The following is an 18,862-nucleotide window of genomic DNA, read 5'->3' as shown; positions in this document are numbered from 1 at the left end:
TCCCTCACCCCCCCCGGTCCCTGAGCTTGGCGAAGGGCGGTCCTCCCGGTGGCGCCCCTGCCCTTCGACAGGCTCAGGGACCGGAGGTGGGCCTGGGCGATGGCGACGGGCACTGTTCACCTGCGCGACACCGGCAGGCCCCGATCGCGCTACGTCGCGACCCTAGCTTGTCCTCCAGACGACGGACGCGGTATCCGACGGCCCGACAGCACGGGCGGCCGCCGACGTCACTGGAGGAACCGTGAACACCAGGCGTATGACCGCCCTCGCCATCGTCGCGCTCGCAGCGACCGCGCTCACCGCATGCTCCGCCGGAGCGGACACCGGAGCCGGCTCCGACGTCGACGCCAAGCAGGCGACCTCCGCCGAGGACTTCGGCGGGATGGACGCGCTCGTCGAGGCGGCGAAGGCCGAGGGCCAGCTGAACGTCATCGCCCTCCCCGACACCTGGGCGAACTACGGGAAGATCATCTCCGCGTTCGAGGACAAGTACGACATCACGGTCAACTCGGCCGACCCCGACGTCTCGAGCGCCGAGGAGATCACGGCCGCGAAGAACCAGCAGGGCCAGGACACCGCTCCCGACGTCTTCGACCTCGGCTCCGCCGTCGCCCTCGACAACCTCGACCAGTTCGCGCCGTACCAGGTCGCCAACTGGGACGACATCCCGGAGGGCTCGAAGGAGAAGACCGGCCTGTGGGTGTACGACTACACCGGCCTCGTCTCCATCGGCTACGACGCGGACGCCGTCCCCGCACCGAAGTCGCTCGACGACCTCCTCGGCTCCGAGTTCGCGGGCAAGGTCGCGCTAAACGGCGACCCGACCCAGGCCGGTGCCGCCGCGGCCGGCGTCTACCTCGCCGCCCTGCAGTCCGGTGGTTCGGCCGACGACATCCAGCCCGGTGTCGACTTCTTCCAGAAACTCAACCAGGCGGGCAACTTCCTGCCCCTCGACCCGACCCCGGCGACGATCGCCTCGGGTGAGACCCCCGTCGTGATCGACTGGAGCTACAACAACCTCGCCGCAGCGACCGAGAACGAGGGCCAACGCAACTGGAAGACCACCGTCCTCCCGGGTTCGGCCGTCGGCAGCTACTACAACCAGGCCATCAACGTGGACGCGCCGCACCCCGCGGCCGCGCGACTCTGGCAGGAGTTCATCTTCAGCCCCGAGGCGCAGAACCTGTACCTCGCCGCCGGCGCGTACCCTTCGACCCTCGCCGCGATGGTCGAGGCCGACACCGTCGACCATAAGGCCCTCGACGCCGTGGGCGAGATGCCCGCCGACCTCGTGCAGTTCACGCCCGAGCAGACCGAGCAGGCCACCTCGCTGCTCGCCGAGAAGTGGGCGGCAGCGATCTCCTGATGACCACCTCCGCCACCCGGCGGAGTGAGGCGGGGTCGGCACACGCCGGCCCCGCCGTCTCGCTCCCGCCGACCGACGCATCGGACGCCTCGGCCGAACCCGCTGCGGCGCGCCCCCGCCGCCGTCCGCGCTGGGCGCTCCTCGGCCTGACGCCGTTCGCGCTGTACGCCCTGCTCTTCCTCGCGGTCCCGACGTTCCTCGCCCTCGCCACCGGCTTCTTCGACGGCGACGGCGCGTTCACGCTCGACAACCTCACGGCGCTCGCCGAACCGGCGGTCCTCGGGGCCTTCGCCAGCTCCTTCTGGGTCTCCGCCGTCACCGCGGTCGCCGGAGCCGTCGTCGGAGCCCTCGTCTGCTACGCGCTCCTCGCGGTCCGGCCCGACGGACTCATCCGCACCTTCGTCGATGCGGCTTCGAGCGTCCTCGCCCAGTTCGGTGGCGTCATGCTCGCCTTCGCCTTCATCGCGACCATCGGCATCCAGGGCCTCGTCACCGTGTTCCTCAAGGACCGCCTCGGGGTCGACCTCTTCGCCGACGGCGTGTGGCTCTACCAGGTCCCAGGCCTGCTCCTGCCGTACCTGTACTTCCAGGTGCCGCTCATGGTCATCACCTTCATGCCGGCGATGGAGGGGTTGAAGCGGACCTGGTCCGAGGCGAACGCGACCCTCGGCGGCACCCGCTTCACCTACTGGATCCGGATCGCGATGCCGATCCTCGCCCCCTCCTTCCTCGGGTCGCTCCTGCTGTTGTTCGCGAACGCGTTCTCGAGCTACGCGACCGCCGCTGCGCTCATCAGCCAGGGGGCGCAGATCGTGCCACTCCAGATCCGCGGTGCCCTCATCAGCGAGACCGTCCTCGGCCGGGAGAACCTCGCCGGTTCGCTCGCGATCGGGATGATCGTCGTGATGGTCGTCATGATGACGGCCTACTCCGCCCTCCAGGCACGGACGGAACGGTGGCAGCGATGAGCGCGGTCCGCGACTCGGCCACGCCGTCGAAGCTCACCAGCCGGATCATCCTCGTCGTCGTCGCGGTGGTGTTCGCCGTCCCGATCCTGTCGATGGTCGAGTTCACCCTGCGCGCCGGGATCGACGGCGGCCACGACCTCGGCCACTGGGCTGCGATCCTCGACCCGGAGAACTCGCGGAAGTACCGGGTGCTCTTCCAGGGCATCGGCAACTCCGTCGTGCTCGCCGCGGTGACCGTGCTGATCGTCGTGGTGCTCCTGCTGCCGACGATGATGCTCGTCAAGCTCCGCTTCCCGAAGCTGCAGCGGGTCCTCGAGTTCGTCTGCATCATCCCGATCACCGTGCCGGCCATCGTGCTCGTCGTCGGACTCGCGCCGGTCTACTCGGTCGTGGCCAGGCTGCTCGGCAGTGCGCCATGGACGCTCGCGTTCGCGTACGGGATCACGGTGCTGCCGTACGCCTACCGGGCGATCGCCGCGAACCTGCAGTCGGTCGACGTCGGCACCCTCGCCGAGGCCGCGCGCACGCTCGGCGCGGGCTGGGGGACCGTCCTCGTCCGCGTCCTGCTGCCCAACCTGCGTCGCGGCGTGCTGACGGCGTCGGTCATCTCGGTCGCCGTCGTCCTCGGTGAGTACACGATCGCCTCGCTCCTCGGACGCAACACGCTGCAGACCTCGCTCGTGCAGGTGTCGAAGAGCGACCCCTTCGTCGCGGTCGCCTTCGCCCTGCTGGCGCTCGCCTTCGCCTTCGTCCTGCTGTTCATCATCGGCCGCGTCGGATCGATCCGCCGCATCAGGGAGACACCATGACCACCATCGACCAGTCGGCACCGGCAGCGACGCCTGGAGACGGACGCCCGGCCGGCGCGGCGGTGCGGTTCGATCGCGTCGTGAAGGACTACGGCTCGGGTGCCCGTGCCCTCGACGGCGTGAGCCTCGACCTCGCGCCCGGTGAGTTCGTCGCGCTGCTGGGGCCGTCGGGGTGCGGGAAGACGACTGCGCTCCGCAGCCTGGCGGGGCTCGAGGACATCACCTCGGGGAGCGTGCTCATCGACGGGGTCGACGTCGTGTCCGTGCCGACGAACAAGCGCGACCTCGGCATGGTGTTCCAGTCGTACTCGCTGTTCCCGCACCTCACGGTGCTCGAGAACGTCGAGTTCGGCCTGCGCATGCGGAAGGTGCCCGCGGCCGAGCGACGGACGCGTGCCGCCGAGAGCCTCGACCTCGTCGGCCTCGGCCACCTCGCCGCCCGATACGCCCACCAGCTGTCGGGCGGGCAGCAGCAGCGCGTCGCCCTCGCCCGGGCGTTGGTCACGCGTCCTCGGGTCCTCCTCCTCGACGAGCCGCTCAGCGCACTCGACGCCAAGGTGCGCGTCCAGCTGCGCGACGAGATCCGTCGGATCCAGTCGGAGCTGCGGATCACGACCCTCTTCGTCACGCACGACCAGGAGGAGGCGCTCGCCGTCGCCGACCGGGTCGCCGTCATGCGTGCCGGCGTCATCGAGCAGATCGGGACGCCGGAGGAGCTCTACTCGCGGCCGTCGTCGCCGTTCGTCGCGGAGTTCATCGGCCTGAGCAACCGGATCCCGGGTGTGCTCGTGCCCGGTGGGGTCGAGGTGCTCGGGCAGGTGCTCCCGGTGATCGGCGAGCAGCCGGGGGATGGCGCCGTCGTCGCGCTCGTCCGGCCTGAGGACGTCGTGTTCACCGACGCGACGGAGCCCACGGTCGGGTCTGCTGCGGTCGTGCTCACCTCGAGCTTCCTCGGCCCGGTGCGTCGCACGACCGTCGAGCTGCCGGACGGCACGCTGGTCGCGATGCAGCACGGCGCGACGGAACGACTCGAGGCGGGGGAGTCCGTCCGCATCCGCTTCGCGGGCCGTCCCGTCCCGGTGCAGACGGCCTGAGGCCCCTCACCGGCCGGGGGCGGCTACGCCTTCGCGTTCTGCCGTGGCACGACGACCTGCTTGATGATCAGCAGGATCGACGCCGTCACGGGGATGGAGACGAGGGCGCCGAGCAGCCCGATGAGCGAACCGCCGACCATCGCGCCGATGACGACGAGGGCGCCGGGCACCGAGACCGCCTTGTTCATGACCCGCGGCGTCAGCACGTACGACTCGATCTGCATGTAGACCAGGTAGTAGACGATGACGATGAGTGCCGTCGTCGGTGAGTCGAACAGCCCGACGGTCGCGACGATGACGGTCGCGATGATCGAGCCGACGAGCGGGATGAGCGTCACGAAGAAGATGACGACGGCGAGGATCCCGGCGTACGGCACCCCGACGATGAGCATCATGATGAGCCCGAGGACGGCGTTGATCCCGGCCAGCACCACCATGCCGCTCACGTACCCGCCGATCGAGGCGGTGATCTGGTCGGTGATCGACACGACGCGCGGCCGGGAGCGACGGGGCACGAGCGAATAGAACGCGTTCTTCATCGCCTGCATGGAGGCGAGGAAGTAGAGCGCGAGGACGAGGGCGATGAAGCCGCCGAAGAGGCCGTTCGCGATGCCGACGCCGATGTTGAGCGCGCCGCCGGCCAGGACCACCCAGGTCTTCGGGTCGGCGGCCACCCCGTAGAGCCAGTCGAGCGCGCCCTGGAGGTCGACGCCCGGACCGAGGTAGTCGCTGAGTGACCGGAACCACTCCTGGTCCTGGATGCCGGTGAGGAAGGTGGGGGCATTGCTCACGAGCTCGACGGCCTGCCGGGTGACGACGGGGATGACGAGGGCCAGGAGGAGCGCGAGCAGGACGGCGAAGGCGGCGAAGACGATCGCGATGGCGAACGGGCGCTTGATGCCTCGTGCCTCGAGTCGGACGACGACCGGGTCGAGGCCGAGGGCGATGAAGAGTCCGACCGCGATGGAGACGAGGATGGTCGACAGCGAGCCGAGGGTGAGGACGAGCAGGATGGCCGCGAGGGCACCGAGTGCTCCGACGAAGCCGATCGCGAACGGGCGCTGGAGGGTCGTCCTGACGGTGGTCGTCACCTCGGCCGGGCGGCGGGCGCGGAACCGGACACGCTGCTGACGTGCCGCCGGACGGAGCGGCTGGTGGCGATGGGGCGTACTCGTCATGCCGCAAGCGTATTGCCCACCACCCGTTTGCCCGACAGCTGTCGTGGTACCGGAGGATGAGACCGGGTCCCGCAGGATCACCCGACTGCGGGATGTGTCGGGTGCTCGGGTTCAGGACGATGGGAACATGTCATCGATCACCCGCTCGCACGCCGTCCACACCCGGGTCACCGCACCGCTGCGGGCGGTCCCGCTGACGGAGCCGATGCCGAGCCGGCGCGACGAGGCCGCGGAGCAGGGGGTGGTCGCCGAGCGCGTGAGCGCCACTGCGCACGTCGCAGCCGGCGCTGCCGGGGTCGACCTCACCGCCTCGGTCGAGCCGGCGCAGGCGCCCGCGGCCGGAACCGACGGGACCGACGCCGGAACAGGCCTCCGGTTCCTCGGTGCCGGCTGGGCGGCCGACGCGGCGGTCTTCGCCCAGTACCGCCGCCGCGGCAACTGACCGCGAGGTCCACGCCGGGTCCACCTCGCGGATGACCCGCACAGCGGAGCTTGCATCGCCCGGCCGACGCGCTGCGGGACACCCGCCGCCGACGATGGGAGCATGAACACTTCGATCCTCTCCGCTCGCGGACTCACGAAACAGTACGGGCCGACCGTCGCCCTCGCCGGCGTCGACCTCGACATCCTCCCCGGTGAGTCGGTCGCCATCATGGGTGCCTCCGGCTCCGGCAAGACCACGCTCATGCATGCGCTCGCCGGGATCGTCACCCCCGACACCGGCTCGATCGCCTTCAGCACCCCGACGGGCGTCGTCCGCGTCGACCAGCTCGACGAACGCCACCGCTCGCAACTGCGTCGCGAGTCCTTCGGCTTCGTCTTCCAGCAGGGCCTGCTCATCCCCGAGCTGACCGCCGTCGAGAACGTCGCCATCGCCCTGATGCTCGGCGGGACACCGCGGATCGCTGCCGAGTCGAGTGCGGCAGCGTGGCTCGCCGCCCTCGGACTGGCCGGCATGGAGACCCGTCGGATCGGCGAACTGAGCGGTGGTCAGGCGCAGCGCGTCGCGATCGCCCGCGCTCAGGTGACCGGTGCGCCGATCGTCTTCGCCGACGAGCCGACCGGCGCGCTCGACTCCCGGACCTCCGCCGACGTCATGGGGGCGCTGCTCCACGCGACCACCGGGCAGGGACGCACGCTCGTCCTCGTGACGCACGACGAGACGGTCGCCGCGCGGTGCTCTCGGATCATCCGCCTCGCCGACGGTCGGATCATCGGGCAGCCGGGCGGGATCGGCGCACCGACCCCGGCGCAGCAGTTCGCGAGCGGGCAGGCACCCGTGCCGCAGCAGGCGCAGCAGCCGTACCCGCCGCAGCAGCCCCTGTACCAGCAGCAGCCCGCCGGGCAGCCGTACCCCCAGCCCGCTGCGCAGCCGTACCCGCCGCAGACCTACCCGGGTCAGGCGACCGGTGTCGTCCCGAACGGAGCCCGACCGTGACCGCCGCACTCGGGGTCGCACCGACCCGGATCCCGGTCCCCGCCGGCAGCGGTCGGAGTCCCGTCGTCCATCTCACCTGGATGCTCGCCCGCCCCGGCGCGCAGAGTCCTGCGACGATCGTGCTCCCGGCGGTCGCGTTCGCCGTGACCACCGCACTCGTCCTCACGGTGCTCGGCGGCGCGATGATGTTCTGGCGGTGGACCGGTGAGACGGCCTTCGTTTACCAGGTGCTCAGCGTGCTTGCGCTGGCCCTGCTGCTCGTCCCGCTCGGCTCACTCGGCGGGGCCGCCGCGCGGCTCTCCGCACGGCGCCGCGACGACCGACTCGCCACCCTCCGACTCCTCGGCGCGACACCCGGCACGGTCACGGCGATGACCGTCCTCGAGTCGGCCGGGGTCGCCCTGCTCGGTGCGTTCGCCGGGATCCTGCTGTACCTCGGCATGCTGCCGCTCGTCGGGCTCATCCCGTTCGGTGGTTCCCCGATCGGGGTCGAGGGCGTCTGGGTCGGTGTCCCGATCATCGCCGCGGTGGTCCTCGGGGTCGTGCTGCTCGCAGCAGCGAGCGCCGCCATCGGGCTCCGCGCCGTGAACGTGAGTCCGCTCGGCGTCCGCACGAAGCAGCAGGCGCCGACCGTGCACTGGCTGCGCATCGTCGTCGGGGTCGTCGTCGTGATCGTCGCCTACGGCATGCTCTCCGTCGTGACGGGGTTGCAGGAGGTAGCCGCCATCATCGCCGTGCTGGGCGTCGGGTTCGCAGCCGGTGTGGGCGTGCTCGGATTGATCGGCCCCTGGGTGGTCGGGATGATCGGCCGTGGGTCGGCCAAGCGTGCCAAGACACCTGAGCGGCTCCTCGCTGCACGCACGATCCTGGAGTCGCCGAAGGCGGCGTGGCGTCAGGTCAGCGGCGTGGCGATGACGAGTTTCGTCGCCGTCGTCGCGGGGACCGGTGTGGCGCTCATGGATGCCGCCGGCGGTTCCGACCTCGACCGCGAGAGCGCCATCCTCATCGTCGACATCCGCACCGGCGTGATCATCACGCTCGTCGCGTCGTTCCTCATGGTCGCGTGCTCCGTCGGGGTGAACCAGGCCTCGGCGGTCCTCGACCGCCGCGACCTCTACGTCAGCCTCGACCGCCTGGGGGTGCCGCGGGACGTCATGGAACGGGCTCGCGGTCGCGCGGTCATGCTGCCCCTGCGGGTGGTCGCGCTGGGCTCGGCCGGACTGGGTGTCCTGCTCGTCCTGCCGATGGCCAGCATCAGCGTCATCCTCGCGCCGCTGTCGGTCCTCGTCATCGTCGGGTGCTTCGCCGGTGGCATCGGGCTCGTGTCGGCGGCCCTTCGCGCGACCCGTCCGGTCGTCTCCGGGGTGCTCCGAGCGCCCGAGCGCGTCTGACCGCCCGGCCCGCACGACGAGAGCGCCCGTTCCGTCCCCTGCAAGACGCGGGGAGGACGGAACGGGCGCTCTCGGTGAGGTCGGGTCAGCCCGTGACGACCGCGATCTCGTTCGGGACGCCGGGCAGCTCACCCGTCGTGATGTCGCCGGACGCGAGATCCACGGCGTGGATCGACTTCGTCGCCGGGTCGGTCACGTAGGCGACACCGTCCTGAACGACGAGCGCCGGGTGGGCGTCCTGCCACTCGGCCGGCGGCTCCCAGGCGTCGATGACCTCGATGGTGTCGGTGACGGCACCCGTCTGCTCGTCGAGGATGTGCAGCGAACCGTCGTTGCCGAGCACGATGACCTCGTCGTTCGGCCCTCGGGCGACGTCGCGCCAGGTGTAGCCGACGCCCTCCGGCAGGTCGACGATCTTCGTCGTCTTCGCGACCGTGTCGGTGAACGCGAGCTGGCGGAGGTCGTAGCCCTCGGCGTCCGGGTCGCTGTTGTAGTCGCCGACCGCGATGGAGGACGTCTCGCTGACGTACTGGTTGCCCGTGCGCCCGTAGGCGTCCGGCGCCTGGATCTTCGTGAAGACGCCGCTGTCGTAGACGAGCACGCCGTCGCTGCAGCCGAACACGACGACCTCGTCCTTGACGGTGCCTTCACCGTGCACCGACGGGCACTGCTCGTTGCGGGCGATCTCGGTGCGCGAGTCGTCGAGCACGCGGACACCGGTCCGGGCGTCCGGGGTGCCGATCGTGGACAGCACGGTGCCGTCCTCGAGCTCGATGGCCACACCGTGGTGCGCGGCCTCCGACGGGATGGTCTCGGTCTCAGGCAGCTCGTCGGTGGCCTCGAGGAGGTCGGCGCTGTCGAAGATCGTCGTGTCGCCGGAGCCGTCGGCGAACAGGATGGTCTTGTCGGCGTGACGGACGACGTGGCCTGCGGTGTCGGCGGGGAAGACGAGGTCGGTCAGGACCGGGTCGGCCTGCTTCGAGGTGCCGTCCTCGTCCGTCCACGTCCCGGTGTCGAGGACCTGGAAGCCCTTCGTCGTGGTGACGAGCACGTGCCGCCCGTCGCCGGCGGCGTTCACCCGGTTGAACCCGTCGAGGGGGAGGTCGCCGACCACCTCGAGGGAGGCGGCGTCGAGGACGAGGAGGCCGCCGTCATAGGTCAGGGTGATCCGACTCTGCGGGTCGGCGGAGGTCGACGCGGTCGCGTCCGGCGCGGAGCCGCTCGCGGTCGAGCAACCGGTGAGGAGGAGGGCCGCGGCGGTGCCGACGGCGAGGAACGGGACCCGGCCGCGCTTCAGGCGCGATGCCCGGGGACTGCGGTGCTGCTGCATGGTTTCCTATCGGTTCGTGGACGCCCGCTCAGGGCGAGAGTCCGGTGGCGATGCGCTCGGTGTTCGCGCGCATCATGGTGAGGTAGGTGGGGGCGTCGCCCGACTCGGCGGTCAACGACTCGGTGAACAACGGGACGACGGCGACGTCGACGTCGGCCTCGTCGGCGAGCACCTGCACGAGCCGGTCGGGTTGGGAGGAGTCGGCGAAGATCGTCCGGACGCCGGCCTCCTCGATCGCGGTCGACAGTTCTTCGAGGTCCGAGGCGCTGGGGGCCGCGAGCGTGGTGCCGCTCGGGATCACGGCGCCGATGACCTGGAAGTCGTAGCGGGCGGCGAGATACCCGAACACGTGATGGTTGGTGACGAGCTTCCGCTGCTCGGCCGGGATGGCGGCGAACGCCTCGGCCATCTCGGCGTCGAGCGCCTCGAGCCCGGCCGTGTACGTGGCGGCGTTCGCCTGCAGCTCGGCCGCGTCGAGCGTGGGGATCTCCTCGAGCAACGCCTCGGTGACCCCGTCCACGACCGACGTCATCTGCGTCGGGTCGGTCCAGAAGTGCGGATCGGTCGCGCCCGACTCGGTCTCGAGGACGTCGACGAGCGAGCCGGCCTCGACGATCGGCACCCCCTCGTCGGCCGCGGTCTCCAGGTGCTGGGTGAGTCCCTCCTCGAGTCCCAGGCCGTTCGACACGAGCAGCTGCGCACCGGTGATGCGTGCCGCCTGCCGTGCGGAGATCTCGAAGGAGTGCGGATCGGCGTCGGGCGGCATGAGGGTCATGACCTCGGCCTGGTCACCGACGAGTTCACCGACGACGTCGCCGAGGATGTTCGTGGTCACGACGACGAGCGGGCGGTCGTCGGCGCTCGCCGCACAGCTCGTCAGGCCGGTTCCGAGCACGAGGCCGGCCGCGAGGACGGCGGTCGTGCGCAGGAGGGCGGTCGTCCGGGGGATGGTCGCTCGCATGGTCAGCGTCCCGTCTCGGCGAGGAACGCCGGTGCCGTGTCGAAGGTGAAGGTGCGGGCGATCCGCGCGGCGTCGCCGTAGTCGATCTCGGAGACGGTGCGCGTGCCCGGGGTGTTCAGGTAGGCGCGGTTCTGGTCGACCTCCAGCTGGACGCCCGTGGCGAGGTCGGCTGCACCGACGAGTGCGGCCGCGGTCCCCGTCACGGCGCCGGTGGCGCCGTCGAGGACGAGGAGGTCGCCGGTCGTCGTGAGGCCCACGACGTGCTGGTCGCGGTCGTCGACGGCGGTGACGAGCTGGAGCGGCGTGGAGGTCGGCAGCAGGGCCCAGCTGCGCTCGCGGGTGTCGAGCAGCCAGGCGCCGGAGGTGCCGGCGACGGCGGCGACCGTCGGACGACCGGGGCGCGAATGGAAGGACATCGCGCGGTCGTCGGCGGCGACAGCCTGTGGATAGGGGATCGCCTCGAACGTGGGGACCGGGTCGGCCTCGCTCGAACTGCGGTCGACGACGGCGAGGACCGCGCCCTCCGCGCAGCCGATGACGACGCCGACGTTCGTCGTGATGCTGCCGGCCGGATCGGTGCACCCGGCGAGCACCGCGTCGGCAGCGGTCACGGACGCCGACGAAGGGTCGAGGAGGTCGCCGTCAACGCCATGGAGATGCAGCTTCCCGCTCCCGTCGGTCGCGACGACGGTCTCGCCGATCGGCACGGTGAGCCCGGGAGCACCGGGCGACGTCCGGATCCGACCGGACTGCGTGATGTCGCCCGTGCCGAGTGCGGCGGTGTCGAGCAGGAGTGTCTCGCCCGAATCGGCGAACCGCACGGCGGTGGTCGTCGAACCGGCGGTGATCGTCGCTGGTCCGTCGCCCTCGATCTCGCCGACGACCCGCGCCTCGGCGCGGTAGTAGTGCTGGTGGTCCTCATGATCGACCGTCCACACACCGGTGTCGATGATCGTCACGGTGCCGGCGGGCTCGGACTGCGCGGCGACGAACCGGCCGTCGCCCGTGAGTGCCGAGATCGGGCCGAGGTCGGCGAGCGTCGCGCGCTCCTCGCTGAGCAGGTCGGTCAGCTCGACGGTGCCGTCGACGTCGGCGGTCGCGAGGTGCAGCTGCGGCTCGGGGAGCTCACTCGCGCCCTCGACGTAGCCGTGTCCGCGCGGTTCGTCCGAGGCCGACGCGGTGGGTGATGCCGACCCCTGCGGCGCGCAGGCGGTGAGGGTCAGTGCGAGCGCGCCGAGAGCGAGCGCGGTGCGTGTGACGCGGGGGAACCGGTCGTCGGTCGGGCGGGAGCCGCCTGGTCGGATGGTCGGTCGGAGGAGTCGGTGCACGGTGCGCTTTCCAGATGGGTCGGTTCGGAGAGGTGGTCGTCGGGGTGGTCGAGGTGTCGGTCGGTGGGCCGCCGGAGCCGTCCGACGAGCGCCCGCGCGCCCCAGGACACCGTGGCGAGCACAATCGAGCAGGCGGCGATGGACGCTCCGGCCGCGGTGTCGCCGTACCAGGAGAGGAGCAGGCCGAGCAGCACGGCGAGGCCGCCGAAGCCCGAGGCGAGCAGCATGATGAGCGGGATGCGACGCGCCCAGTGGGCCGCGGCGACGGCCGGCCCGAGGAGGAGGGCCACGACGAGCAGCGTGCCGACGGCACTGTACGAGGCGACGACCGCGAGGGTCACGAGGCCGACGAGCATCGCGTGGGCGAGTCTCGGCCGGAGGCCCATGGTCTGCGCGACCCGGCGGTCGAAGGCGAGCGCGACGAACGGGCGGTGGAAGGCGACCGCGACGCCCACGGTGACGAGGAGGGCGATGGCGAGGCCCACCAGGTCCGCGGGCCGGATGGCGAGGATGTCGCCGAAGAGGATCGCCGTGAGGTCCGTGGCGAACGATCTGCTCGACGACACGATGATGACCCCGAGGGCCAGCATGCCGACGAAGAGCAGACCGATCGAGGTGTCGTGGGACAGCCTGCCGCGCCGCGAGACGAGGCTGACGCCGGCGGTCATGACGACCGCGCTGACGGCCGCGCCGGCGACCGGCGGCAGGCCGAGGAGCGCGGCGGTGGCGACGCCGGGCAGCATGCCGTGGGCCATCGCCTCCCCGAGGAACGCGAGGCCGCGGAGGACGACCCAGGTGCCCACGACACCGCAGACGGCCGCCACCAGCAGACCGCCGACGAGGGCGCGCAGGAGGAAGGCCGCGGTGAACGGCTCGGTGATCCAGGTCATGGTCGAGCACTCTACATGAAAACGATTCTCAGTATTGATAGGGTGGTGGCATGCGATCCGTGACGAGCACCCCTCGCCCTCCGATGGCAGGCCGATCCGTCGTGTCCGGCATCCGACTCCGCGACGTGACGGCCGAGTACGACGGCGCGCGCGTCCTGCACGGGATCTCGGTCGAAGTCGGGGTGGCCGCCATGACCGTCGTCACCGGGGCGAACGGGGCGGGGAAGTCGACGCTGCTCGCGGTGATCGCGGGCCTGCACCGACCGAGCTCGGGCGGCGTCGACGGTCTCGACGGTCGGTCCGCCGCCTACGTCCCGCAACGCAGTGCCGTGCCCGAGCGCTTCCCGGTCACGGTGCGCGATGTCGCGTCGATGGGGCGCTGGCCGACGCTGCGTCGCTGGTGGGGTCGACTCGGGGCGAGGGACCGCCGCATCGTCGACGAGAGCCTCGCCCGCCTCGACGTCCTGCACCTCGCCGGACGCTCCCTCGGTGAGCTGTCGGGTGGACAGCGCCAGCGGGTCCTCGTCGCGCAGGCGCTCGCGCGTGAGGCCGACCTCCTGCTGCTCGACGAGCCGACCGTCGGTCTCGATCGTGCGGCTGGGCTGGCGATCCGCGAGGTGCTCCGGGCGGAGGCCGACCGTGGCGCGACGGTGGTGGAGGTGACGCACGATCCGGTCGCGGTCGCTGACGCCGACGCGCGGCTGCATCTCGAGGCCGGCTGTCTCGTCGCGGCTCCGCGGTGAACCGGCTGGGGATCGCCCGGCGACCCGTCTACCGCCCCGGGCGCGTTGCTAGAGTTTTCGCATGAGTCAGGCCGAGCAGCAACCCGAACCCACGACCGGCGCCGCTGCGGCGGACGACCAGGCGGCCACCGAGCGATTGGGCCGCCTGCGGAGCAGCATCGACAACATCGACGCGGCGCTCGTCCACCTCCTGGCCGAGCGGTTCAAGTGCACCCAGGAGGTCGGTCGTCTGAAGGCCGAGCACGACATGCCCGCGAGCGATCCGGCGCGCGAACAGCGGCAGATCACCCGTCTCCGGGCGCTCGCCGAAGAGTCGCACCTCGACCCGGCCTTCGCCGAGAAGTGGTTCAACTTCGTCGTCGCCGAGGTCATCCACCACCACGAGCGTCTCGCCAACCAGCACTGATCCCGCATGTTCCCTTCGGCCAGCGCGGTGCGCTGACGCGAGCGCGGGTCTGTGGCGTGAGCGCGGGTCTCCGGAGGGTCGCGCCCACGCGTGTGGCCCGCGGTGAGGCCCGTTCGCGTGCGATCAGGCCCGTTTGCCCGCACTCGGCCCGATTCGCTCGCGGTCGCGTCGGCGCACCGCGCTGGCACCTCGGGTGAGCCAGGGCAAGGGGTGACGCTTCTTCGGGCGGTGTCCAGCGTCCTACGCCATCATGAGTCCATGACCTGGAACGCCGACTCCCTGCCCGATCAGACCGGACGTGTCGTCCTCGTCACCGGAGCGAACGCCGGCCTCGGCTTCTGGACGAGTCTCGGACTCGCACGAGCGGGGGCGGAGGTCGTGCTCGCTTCGCGGAGTGCGACCAAGACCCAGGCGGCGATGCGGGCGATCCGGGTGAAGGTGCCCGACGCTCGACTCAGCCACCTCCCCTTCGACACCTCCTCGCTCGACTCGGCGCGCGCGGCGGGCGAGCGACTCGCGGATCTCGACCGTCTCGACGCCCTCGTCGCGAACGCCGGCATGGTGCACATGCCGAAGGAGCGGCAGGAGACGGCCGACGGCATCGAGCTGGTCTTCGCGACGAACGTCGTCGGCCACGCCGCCCTGCTCGCCGAGGCCCTGCCGGTGTTGCAGCGCACAGCGGACGCCCACGATTCCGCGCCGCGCGTCGTGCTCCTCGGAAGCCTCTCCACCCTGCTCGTCCGGTTCCACGGCGACGACCTGCAACTCCGCGACGGGTACAGCGGCTGGCAGGCGTACGCCCAGTCCAAGATCGCCCTCTCGTCGCTCGGCTTCGAGCTCGACCGTCGGCTCGCGGCGTCGCACAGCACCGTCCGGGCCCTCGTCGCACACCCCGGCTACTCGGTCAACGGACTCGACCGTCGCGTCCCCGGCGTCAACGAGCCGACCCGTGGGCGACGCTTCTCCGACACCCTGCAGTCCGTCTACGCGCAGAGCAAGCAGCGGGGTGCCGAGCCGACCCTCCGAGCGGTCACCGACGAGGCGGCCGACGGAGGTTGGTTCTACGGTCCCCGGTGGTTGACGAAGGGCGACGCCGTCCGACAGACGCCGGCAGCGATCACGACCGATCGAGACGTCGCGTCGGCGCTCTGGACCGACCTCGAGCGGCTCGTCGGCACGCCCATCCTCCCGACCTCGTAACCGCAGCCGTCAGCGCACCGCGCCGGCACGAGCGCGGGGGAATCGGCCCCAGCGCGGTGCGCTCGCGTGACGGCGCCTCAACCGGCGTGGCTGCGGGCCATGGCGCCGAGCGCGCCCCTCCGGAGACCCGCGCTCGCGCCACAGACCCGCGCTGACGTCAGCGCACCGCGCTGGCGCAACCAGACCTCAGTCGGCGGGGGTCGCCGGCGGCTGCAGGACGCGCAACCACTCCTCGGTCTGCGCGACATGCGCTGACGCCGCCCCGGCCGCCCCGACGGGGTCGCGCGAGATGATCGCCTCGGTCATCGCCCGGTGGCCGCGGTTGCTGACCCGACGCAGCTCGTCGCCGGCGGGCAGGCTGAAGACGTCGTAGGCACGTGAGCGCGACCGGAAGACCTGCAGGAGCGCCGTCAGCGTGGCGTTCCCGGCCGTCCGTGCGATGAGTTCGTGGAACCGGTGGTCCAGCTCGCTCGACTCGGCGGGGTCGGTCGTGCGTTCCATCGCCTCCACGAGCTCGGCGAGTTCAGTGCGTACCTCGTCACTCGCGCGGGCAGCGGCCTGCGAGGTGGCGTGGGTCTCGAGCACCCGCCGCAGCTCGTACATCTGCAGGAGACCGTCGAGGGGGAGCAGATCGACCGTGAGTGACAGGCTGCCGATGATCTCCTCGGGCCGGAGCATCGACACGTAGGTGCCCGAGCCGTGCCGCGACTCGATGATCCCGAGGGCGGCCAGCATGCGGACGGCCTCACGGAGGGACCCGCGTGACACGCCGAGTTCGTCGCAGAGCTCGTTCTCGGCCGGGAACCGCTGCCCCGCCACGAGTCGTCCCGACGCGATCATGTGTCGCAGGCCGTGGAACGCGGTGTCGACAGCGGACATGCGGCTCCTCCTCAGGGGTCGTCCCGCCATCGTAGCGGCCCCTCGCCGTCGATCCGCGAGCCGCCGCGGACCATGAGACATCCGATGACTCCACCTGCGAAGACCAAGTCATCCGATGAGTCGATCCGGGAACGACCTGAGCGATCACTTGTAACACGACAGAAACCCAAGTCATCAAACGTTGCCCCTATGGTTATCGGACAATCCACTGCATAATCGACTCGGAGGAACGTCACTGTGGACACTCGCACCATCGCACGGCCAGCGCCGCTCACGCTCGGCGACGGCCGACCGGCAACGGCCGGGTGGACGCTGGATCCGACCAAACGTCACATCAACCACGGATCCTTCGGGGCGGTCCCGATCGTCGCGCAGGATCACCAGCAGGCCCTCCGCCGCGAGATGGAGGCCGCACCCCTCACCTGGTTCCCGGCCCTCCCCGCCAAGGTCGGCGCCGCCCGTGTCGGGATCGCCGACTTCCTCGGGGCGTCGGTCGACCAGCTCGCCATGGTCCCGAACGCGAGCGCCGGGGCGAGCGTCGTCTTCTCCAGCCTCCCCGTGCAGCGCGGCCTCGAGATCATCGTCACCGACCACGGCTACGGCGCCGTCACGATGGGAGCGGAGCGCCTCGCGCGTCGCTGGGGCGGCACCGTCCGGACCGCCCGCATCCCGCTCGACGCCGACGCGCAGACCGCCCACGACGCCGTCGTCGCCGAGTTCAGCGAACGCACGGCCCTCATCGTGATGGACCAGATCACCTCGCCGACCGCCCGACTCCTGCCGGTCCAGCAGATCGCCGCCACCGCCCGCGCCGCCGGCATCCCCACGCTCGTCGACGCCGCCCACGTGCCCGGCCTCTACGCCGATCCCATGCGCGACCTCGACTGCGACTTCTGGGTCGGCAACCTGCACAAGTTCGGGTGCGCCCCGCGCGGTGCCGCCGTCCTCGTCGCCCGCAGCCCGCTCGCGCAGGAGCTCTACCCGCTCATCGACTCCTGGGGCTCCCCGTACCCGTTCCCGCAGCGCTTCGACACCCAGGGTACGGTCGACGTCACGAGCTACCTCGCCGCGGCGACCTCGCTCGGGTTCATCGAGGACGTCTGGGGCTGGTCGGCCGCCAGGGACTACATGACCGAGCTGGCCGACTACGCCGTCGAGGTGGTCGCGGACGCCGTGACCGCCATCACCGGCGAGGACAGCCACGTCGACGTGGGCATGCCCGTCAACGCCCTCCGGCTCGTCAAGCTCCCGACCGGCCTCGCGACGACCCACGCGACCGCGGACGGGCTCCGCGACCGCGTCTCCGCCGAGCTCGGTGTCGAGGGCGCGTTCACGAGCCTCGACGGGATCGGCTACGTCCGACTCTCCACCCACGTCTACAACACCCCCGAGGACTTCGAACACTTCGCCGAGCACGCCGTCCCGGTGCTCGCGCGATGGACCGAGGAGGAGCGCGCTGCCACGAGCTGAGCGCGGACCCGCCCGACCCGACATCACCACACCCGCACCACCGCACCGGCACCACAGCATCCACCCCCGCAGCACCCCCACCAGCACCACTCAAAGGAGAAGCGAGCATGAGGAAGTCACGCGCAACGGCCGCCATCGGCCTGTCCGTCGTCACCGGCCTCGCCCTGTCGGCCTGTGCCGGCGGCGCGAGCGACGGCACCGTCACCCTGCAGATGGTCGAGAGCCTGACCAACCCCGCCCGGACCGAGGTCCTGAAGTCGCTCATCGCGGACTTCGAGGCCGACAACCCGAAGATCAAGGTCGAGCTCATCTCGCCGCCGACCGATCAGGCCGACCAGAAGATCACCCAGATGCTGCAGTCCGGCTCCGGCGTCGACGTGCTCGAGGTCCGCGACATCACCGTCGGCCCGTTCTCCACCAACGGCTGGCTCGACGACATGAGCGGCGAGCTCGAGGACTGGAAGGGCTGGGACGACCTCACCGACAACGCGACGAAGTACGCGAAGGGCGAGGACGGCAAGGTCTACTACGTGCCCTACGGCTTCTACGGTCTGAGCCTGTTCTACCGCACCGACCTCATCAAGGAGGCCGGCTTCGACGGACCCCCGACGAGCTGGGACGACCTCCTCGAGCAGGCCTCGGCGATCCAGGACCCCTCGAAGAACCAGTTCGGCTACGCCTTCCGTGGCGGCACCAATGCGAACAGCAACGTCGTCGCGGCCATCGAGGCCTACGTCGCCGACGACCTCGACACCGAGAACGCGTTCAAGCTGACCAACGGCGACACGATCTTCTCCGCACCGGAGGCGCTCGACGCCGTCAACACCTACTTCGACCTCTTCAAGGAGGCCTCGCCGCCGTCGTCCGTCGCGTGGGGCTACCCCGAGATGGTCGAAGGCTTCTCGAACGGTTCGACCGCGTTCCTCCTGCAGGACCCGGAGGTCATCGCGACCGTCGAGCAGTCCGAAGCGATCACGGCCGAGCAGTGGAGCACCGCTCCGCTGTTGACCGGCCCGACCGGCAAGGCCGCACAGCCCATGGCGACCGCGGGCTGGGGCACGGCGGCGTCGAGCGAGCACAAGGCCGAGGCCGCGAAGCTCATCGAGTTCCTCTCCGAGGACAAGCAGGCCACCACCTTCGCCCAGGAGAACAGCCTCGTCCCGATCGTCAAGAGCGCGGCGGACAGTGACTTCTACAAGACCGGCCCGTGGGCCAGCTACGTCACGATGAACGAGAACCCGGACACCTACCTGAGCGTCACGCAGCCGCGCGGCTCCTCCTGGTGGACCGAGTGGATCCAGAAGTCCGACTCGGAGATCCAGCAGGTCCTCATCGGCCAGCTGACGCCGGAGAAGCTCCTCGCGGGCTGGGACGAGTACTGGACCGAGAAGTGGAAGAGCGAGTAACCGTC

Annotated in this window: 17 protein-coding genes and 1 pseudogene; 12 read left to right on the top strand and 6 right to left on the bottom strand. The window is 70.9% G+C overall.

Going from position 1 to position 18,862, the window contains the following annotated elements; translation table 11 throughout:
* Nucleotides 1-256 precede the first annotated feature (256 nt).
* Genes HOW07_RS06995 through HOW07_RS06980 form a run of 4 tightly spaced genes read left to right on the top strand, consistent with a single transcriptional unit; the run spans nucleotide 257 to nucleotide 4,237 of the window.
* Nucleotides 257-1,366 (top strand): ABC transporter substrate-binding protein, encoded by a 1,110-nt coding sequence (locus tag HOW07_RS06995; protein WP_175116430.1) that lies wholly within the window; start codon nucleotides 257-259, stop codon nucleotides 1,364-1,366.
* Complete coding sequence (locus HOW07_RS06990; protein WP_254628173.1) at nucleotides 1,366-2,334, top strand: ABC transporter permease subunit; 969 nt, start codon at nucleotides 1,366-1,368, stop codon at nucleotides 2,332-2,334. Before HOW07_RS06995 ends, HOW07_RS06990 begins: the two co-directional genes overlap by 1 nt.
* Nucleotides 2,331-3,143: an ABC transporter permease subunit gene (locus HOW07_RS06985; RefSeq protein WP_175116429.1), complete on the top strand. Its 813-nt coding sequence runs from the start codon at nucleotides 2,331-2,333 to the stop codon at nucleotides 3,141-3,143. Before HOW07_RS06990 ends, HOW07_RS06985 begins: the two co-directional genes overlap by 4 nt.
* A complete protein-coding gene (locus HOW07_RS06980) occupies nucleotides 3,140-4,237 on the top strand; it encodes an ABC transporter ATP-binding protein (RefSeq protein WP_175116428.1) in 1,098 nt (365 codons plus the stop codon). Before HOW07_RS06985 ends, HOW07_RS06980 begins: the two co-directional genes overlap by 4 nt.
* A gap of 23 nt (nucleotides 4,238-4,260) precedes the next feature.
* Here HOW07_RS06980 and HOW07_RS06975 read toward each other — a convergent pair whose 3' ends face one another.
* Nucleotides 4,261-5,415 carry an AI-2E family transporter gene (locus HOW07_RS06975; protein WP_121291564.1) on the bottom strand — a complete coding sequence of 385 codons (1,155 nt, stop codon included), beginning with the start codon at nucleotides 5,413-5,415 and terminating at the stop codon, nucleotides 4,261-4,263.
* A gap of 127 nt (nucleotides 5,416-5,542) precedes the next feature.
* On the opposite strand from HOW07_RS06975, the gene HOW07_RS06970 reads away from it, so the two are divergent.
* From HOW07_RS06970 to HOW07_RS06960, 3 genes and pseudogenes are all read left to right on the top strand, one after another.
* Nucleotides 5,543-5,857, top strand: coding sequence for a hypothetical protein (locus HOW07_RS06970; RefSeq protein WP_121291565.1), 315 nt, complete (start codon nucleotides 5,543-5,545; stop codon nucleotides 5,855-5,857).
* A 102-nt stretch (nucleotides 5,858-5,959) separates the two neighbouring features.
* A pseudogene (locus HOW07_RS06965) lies at nucleotides 5,960-6,637 on the top strand (ABC transporter ATP-binding protein); the annotation flags it as partial.
* Nucleotides 6,638-6,849: 212 nt separating this feature from the next.
* A complete protein-coding gene (locus HOW07_RS06960; RefSeq protein ID WP_371743597.1) occupies nucleotides 6,850-8,244 on the top strand; it encodes an FtsX-like permease family protein in 1,395 nt (464 codons plus the stop codon).
* An 85-nt stretch (nucleotides 8,245-8,329) separates the two neighbouring features.
* Here HOW07_RS06960 and aztD read toward each other — a convergent pair whose 3' ends face one another.
* The 4 genes from aztD to aztB are packed head-to-tail and all read right to left on the bottom strand — an operon-like array spanning nucleotide 8,330 to nucleotide 12,753.
* On the bottom strand, nucleotides 8,330-9,574 hold the full coding sequence (gene aztD, locus HOW07_RS06955) for a zinc metallochaperone AztD (RefSeq protein ID WP_175116426.1): 1,245 nt from the start codon (nucleotides 9,572-9,574) through the stop codon (nucleotides 8,330-8,332).
* A gap of 28 nt (nucleotides 9,575-9,602) precedes the next feature.
* Entirely contained in the window at nucleotides 9,603-10,535 is a 933-nt protein-coding gene (gene aztC, locus HOW07_RS06950; RefSeq protein ID WP_175116425.1) for a zinc ABC transporter substrate-binding protein AztC, read from the bottom strand.
* 2 nt (nucleotides 10,536-10,537) lie between these two features.
* A complete protein-coding gene (locus HOW07_RS06945; RefSeq protein WP_354293294.1) occupies nucleotides 10,538-11,863 on the bottom strand; it encodes a hypothetical protein in 1,326 nt (441 codons plus the stop codon).
* A complete protein-coding gene (aztB, locus tag HOW07_RS06940) occupies nucleotides 11,755-12,753 on the bottom strand; it encodes a zinc ABC transporter permease AztB (RefSeq protein ID WP_121291568.1) in 999 nt (332 codons plus the stop codon). The genes HOW07_RS06945 and aztB overlap by 109 nt, the downstream gene beginning before the upstream one ends.
* A 50-nt stretch (nucleotides 12,754-12,803) precedes the next feature.
* Here aztB and aztA point away from each other — a divergent pair, with 50 nt between their 5' ends.
* From aztA to HOW07_RS06925, 3 genes are all read left to right on the top strand, one after another.
* Nucleotides 12,804-13,496 (top strand): zinc ABC transporter ATP-binding protein AztA, encoded by a 693-nt coding sequence (aztA, locus tag HOW07_RS06935; protein ID WP_217485098.1) that lies wholly within the window; start codon nucleotides 12,804-12,806, stop codon nucleotides 13,494-13,496.
* 61 nt (nucleotides 13,497-13,557) lie between these two features.
* Nucleotides 13,558-13,902 (top strand): chorismate mutase, encoded by a 345-nt coding sequence (locus HOW07_RS06930; RefSeq protein WP_079001361.1) that lies wholly within the window; start codon nucleotides 13,558-13,560, stop codon nucleotides 13,900-13,902.
* 258 nt (nucleotides 13,903-14,160) lie between these two features.
* The gene (locus tag HOW07_RS06925) at nucleotides 14,161-15,102 is read left to right on the top strand and encodes an SDR family NAD(P)-dependent oxidoreductase (protein ID WP_175116424.1); all 942 of its coding nucleotides are present in this window, start codon (nucleotides 14,161-14,163) and stop codon (nucleotides 15,100-15,102) included.
* A gap of 186 nt (nucleotides 15,103-15,288) precedes the next feature.
* On the opposite strand, the gene HOW07_RS06920 is transcribed toward HOW07_RS06925, so the two are convergent.
* The gene (locus HOW07_RS06920) at nucleotides 15,289-15,981 is read right to left on the bottom strand and encodes a FadR/GntR family transcriptional regulator (RefSeq protein ID WP_121291571.1); all 693 of its coding nucleotides are present in this window, start codon (nucleotides 15,979-15,981) and stop codon (nucleotides 15,289-15,291) included.
* A 237-nt stretch (nucleotides 15,982-16,218) separates the two neighbouring features.
* On the opposite strand from HOW07_RS06920, the gene HOW07_RS06915 reads away from it, so the two are divergent.
* Together HOW07_RS06915 and HOW07_RS06910 are read left to right on the top strand one after the other, a co-directional pair.
* A complete protein-coding gene (locus HOW07_RS06915; RefSeq protein ID WP_175116423.1) occupies nucleotides 16,219-17,451 on the top strand; it encodes an aminotransferase class V-fold PLP-dependent enzyme in 1,233 nt (410 codons plus the stop codon).
* A gap of 107 nt (nucleotides 17,452-17,558) precedes the next feature.
* Nucleotides 17,559-18,857, top strand: a complete 1,299-nt coding sequence (locus tag HOW07_RS06910; RefSeq protein WP_064294151.1) for a sugar ABC transporter substrate-binding protein — start codon at nucleotides 17,559-17,561, stop codon at nucleotides 18,855-18,857.
* Nucleotides 18,858-18,862 lie beyond the last annotated feature (5 nt).

It is taken from the genome of Plantibacter sp. MCCC 1A11337, from assembly GCF_013349365.1.
Lineage (GTDB): Bacteria > Actinomycetota > Actinomycetes > Actinomycetales > Microbacteriaceae > Plantibacter > Plantibacter flavus_A.
This window is presented reverse-complemented; position numbering and strand designations above follow the sequence as displayed.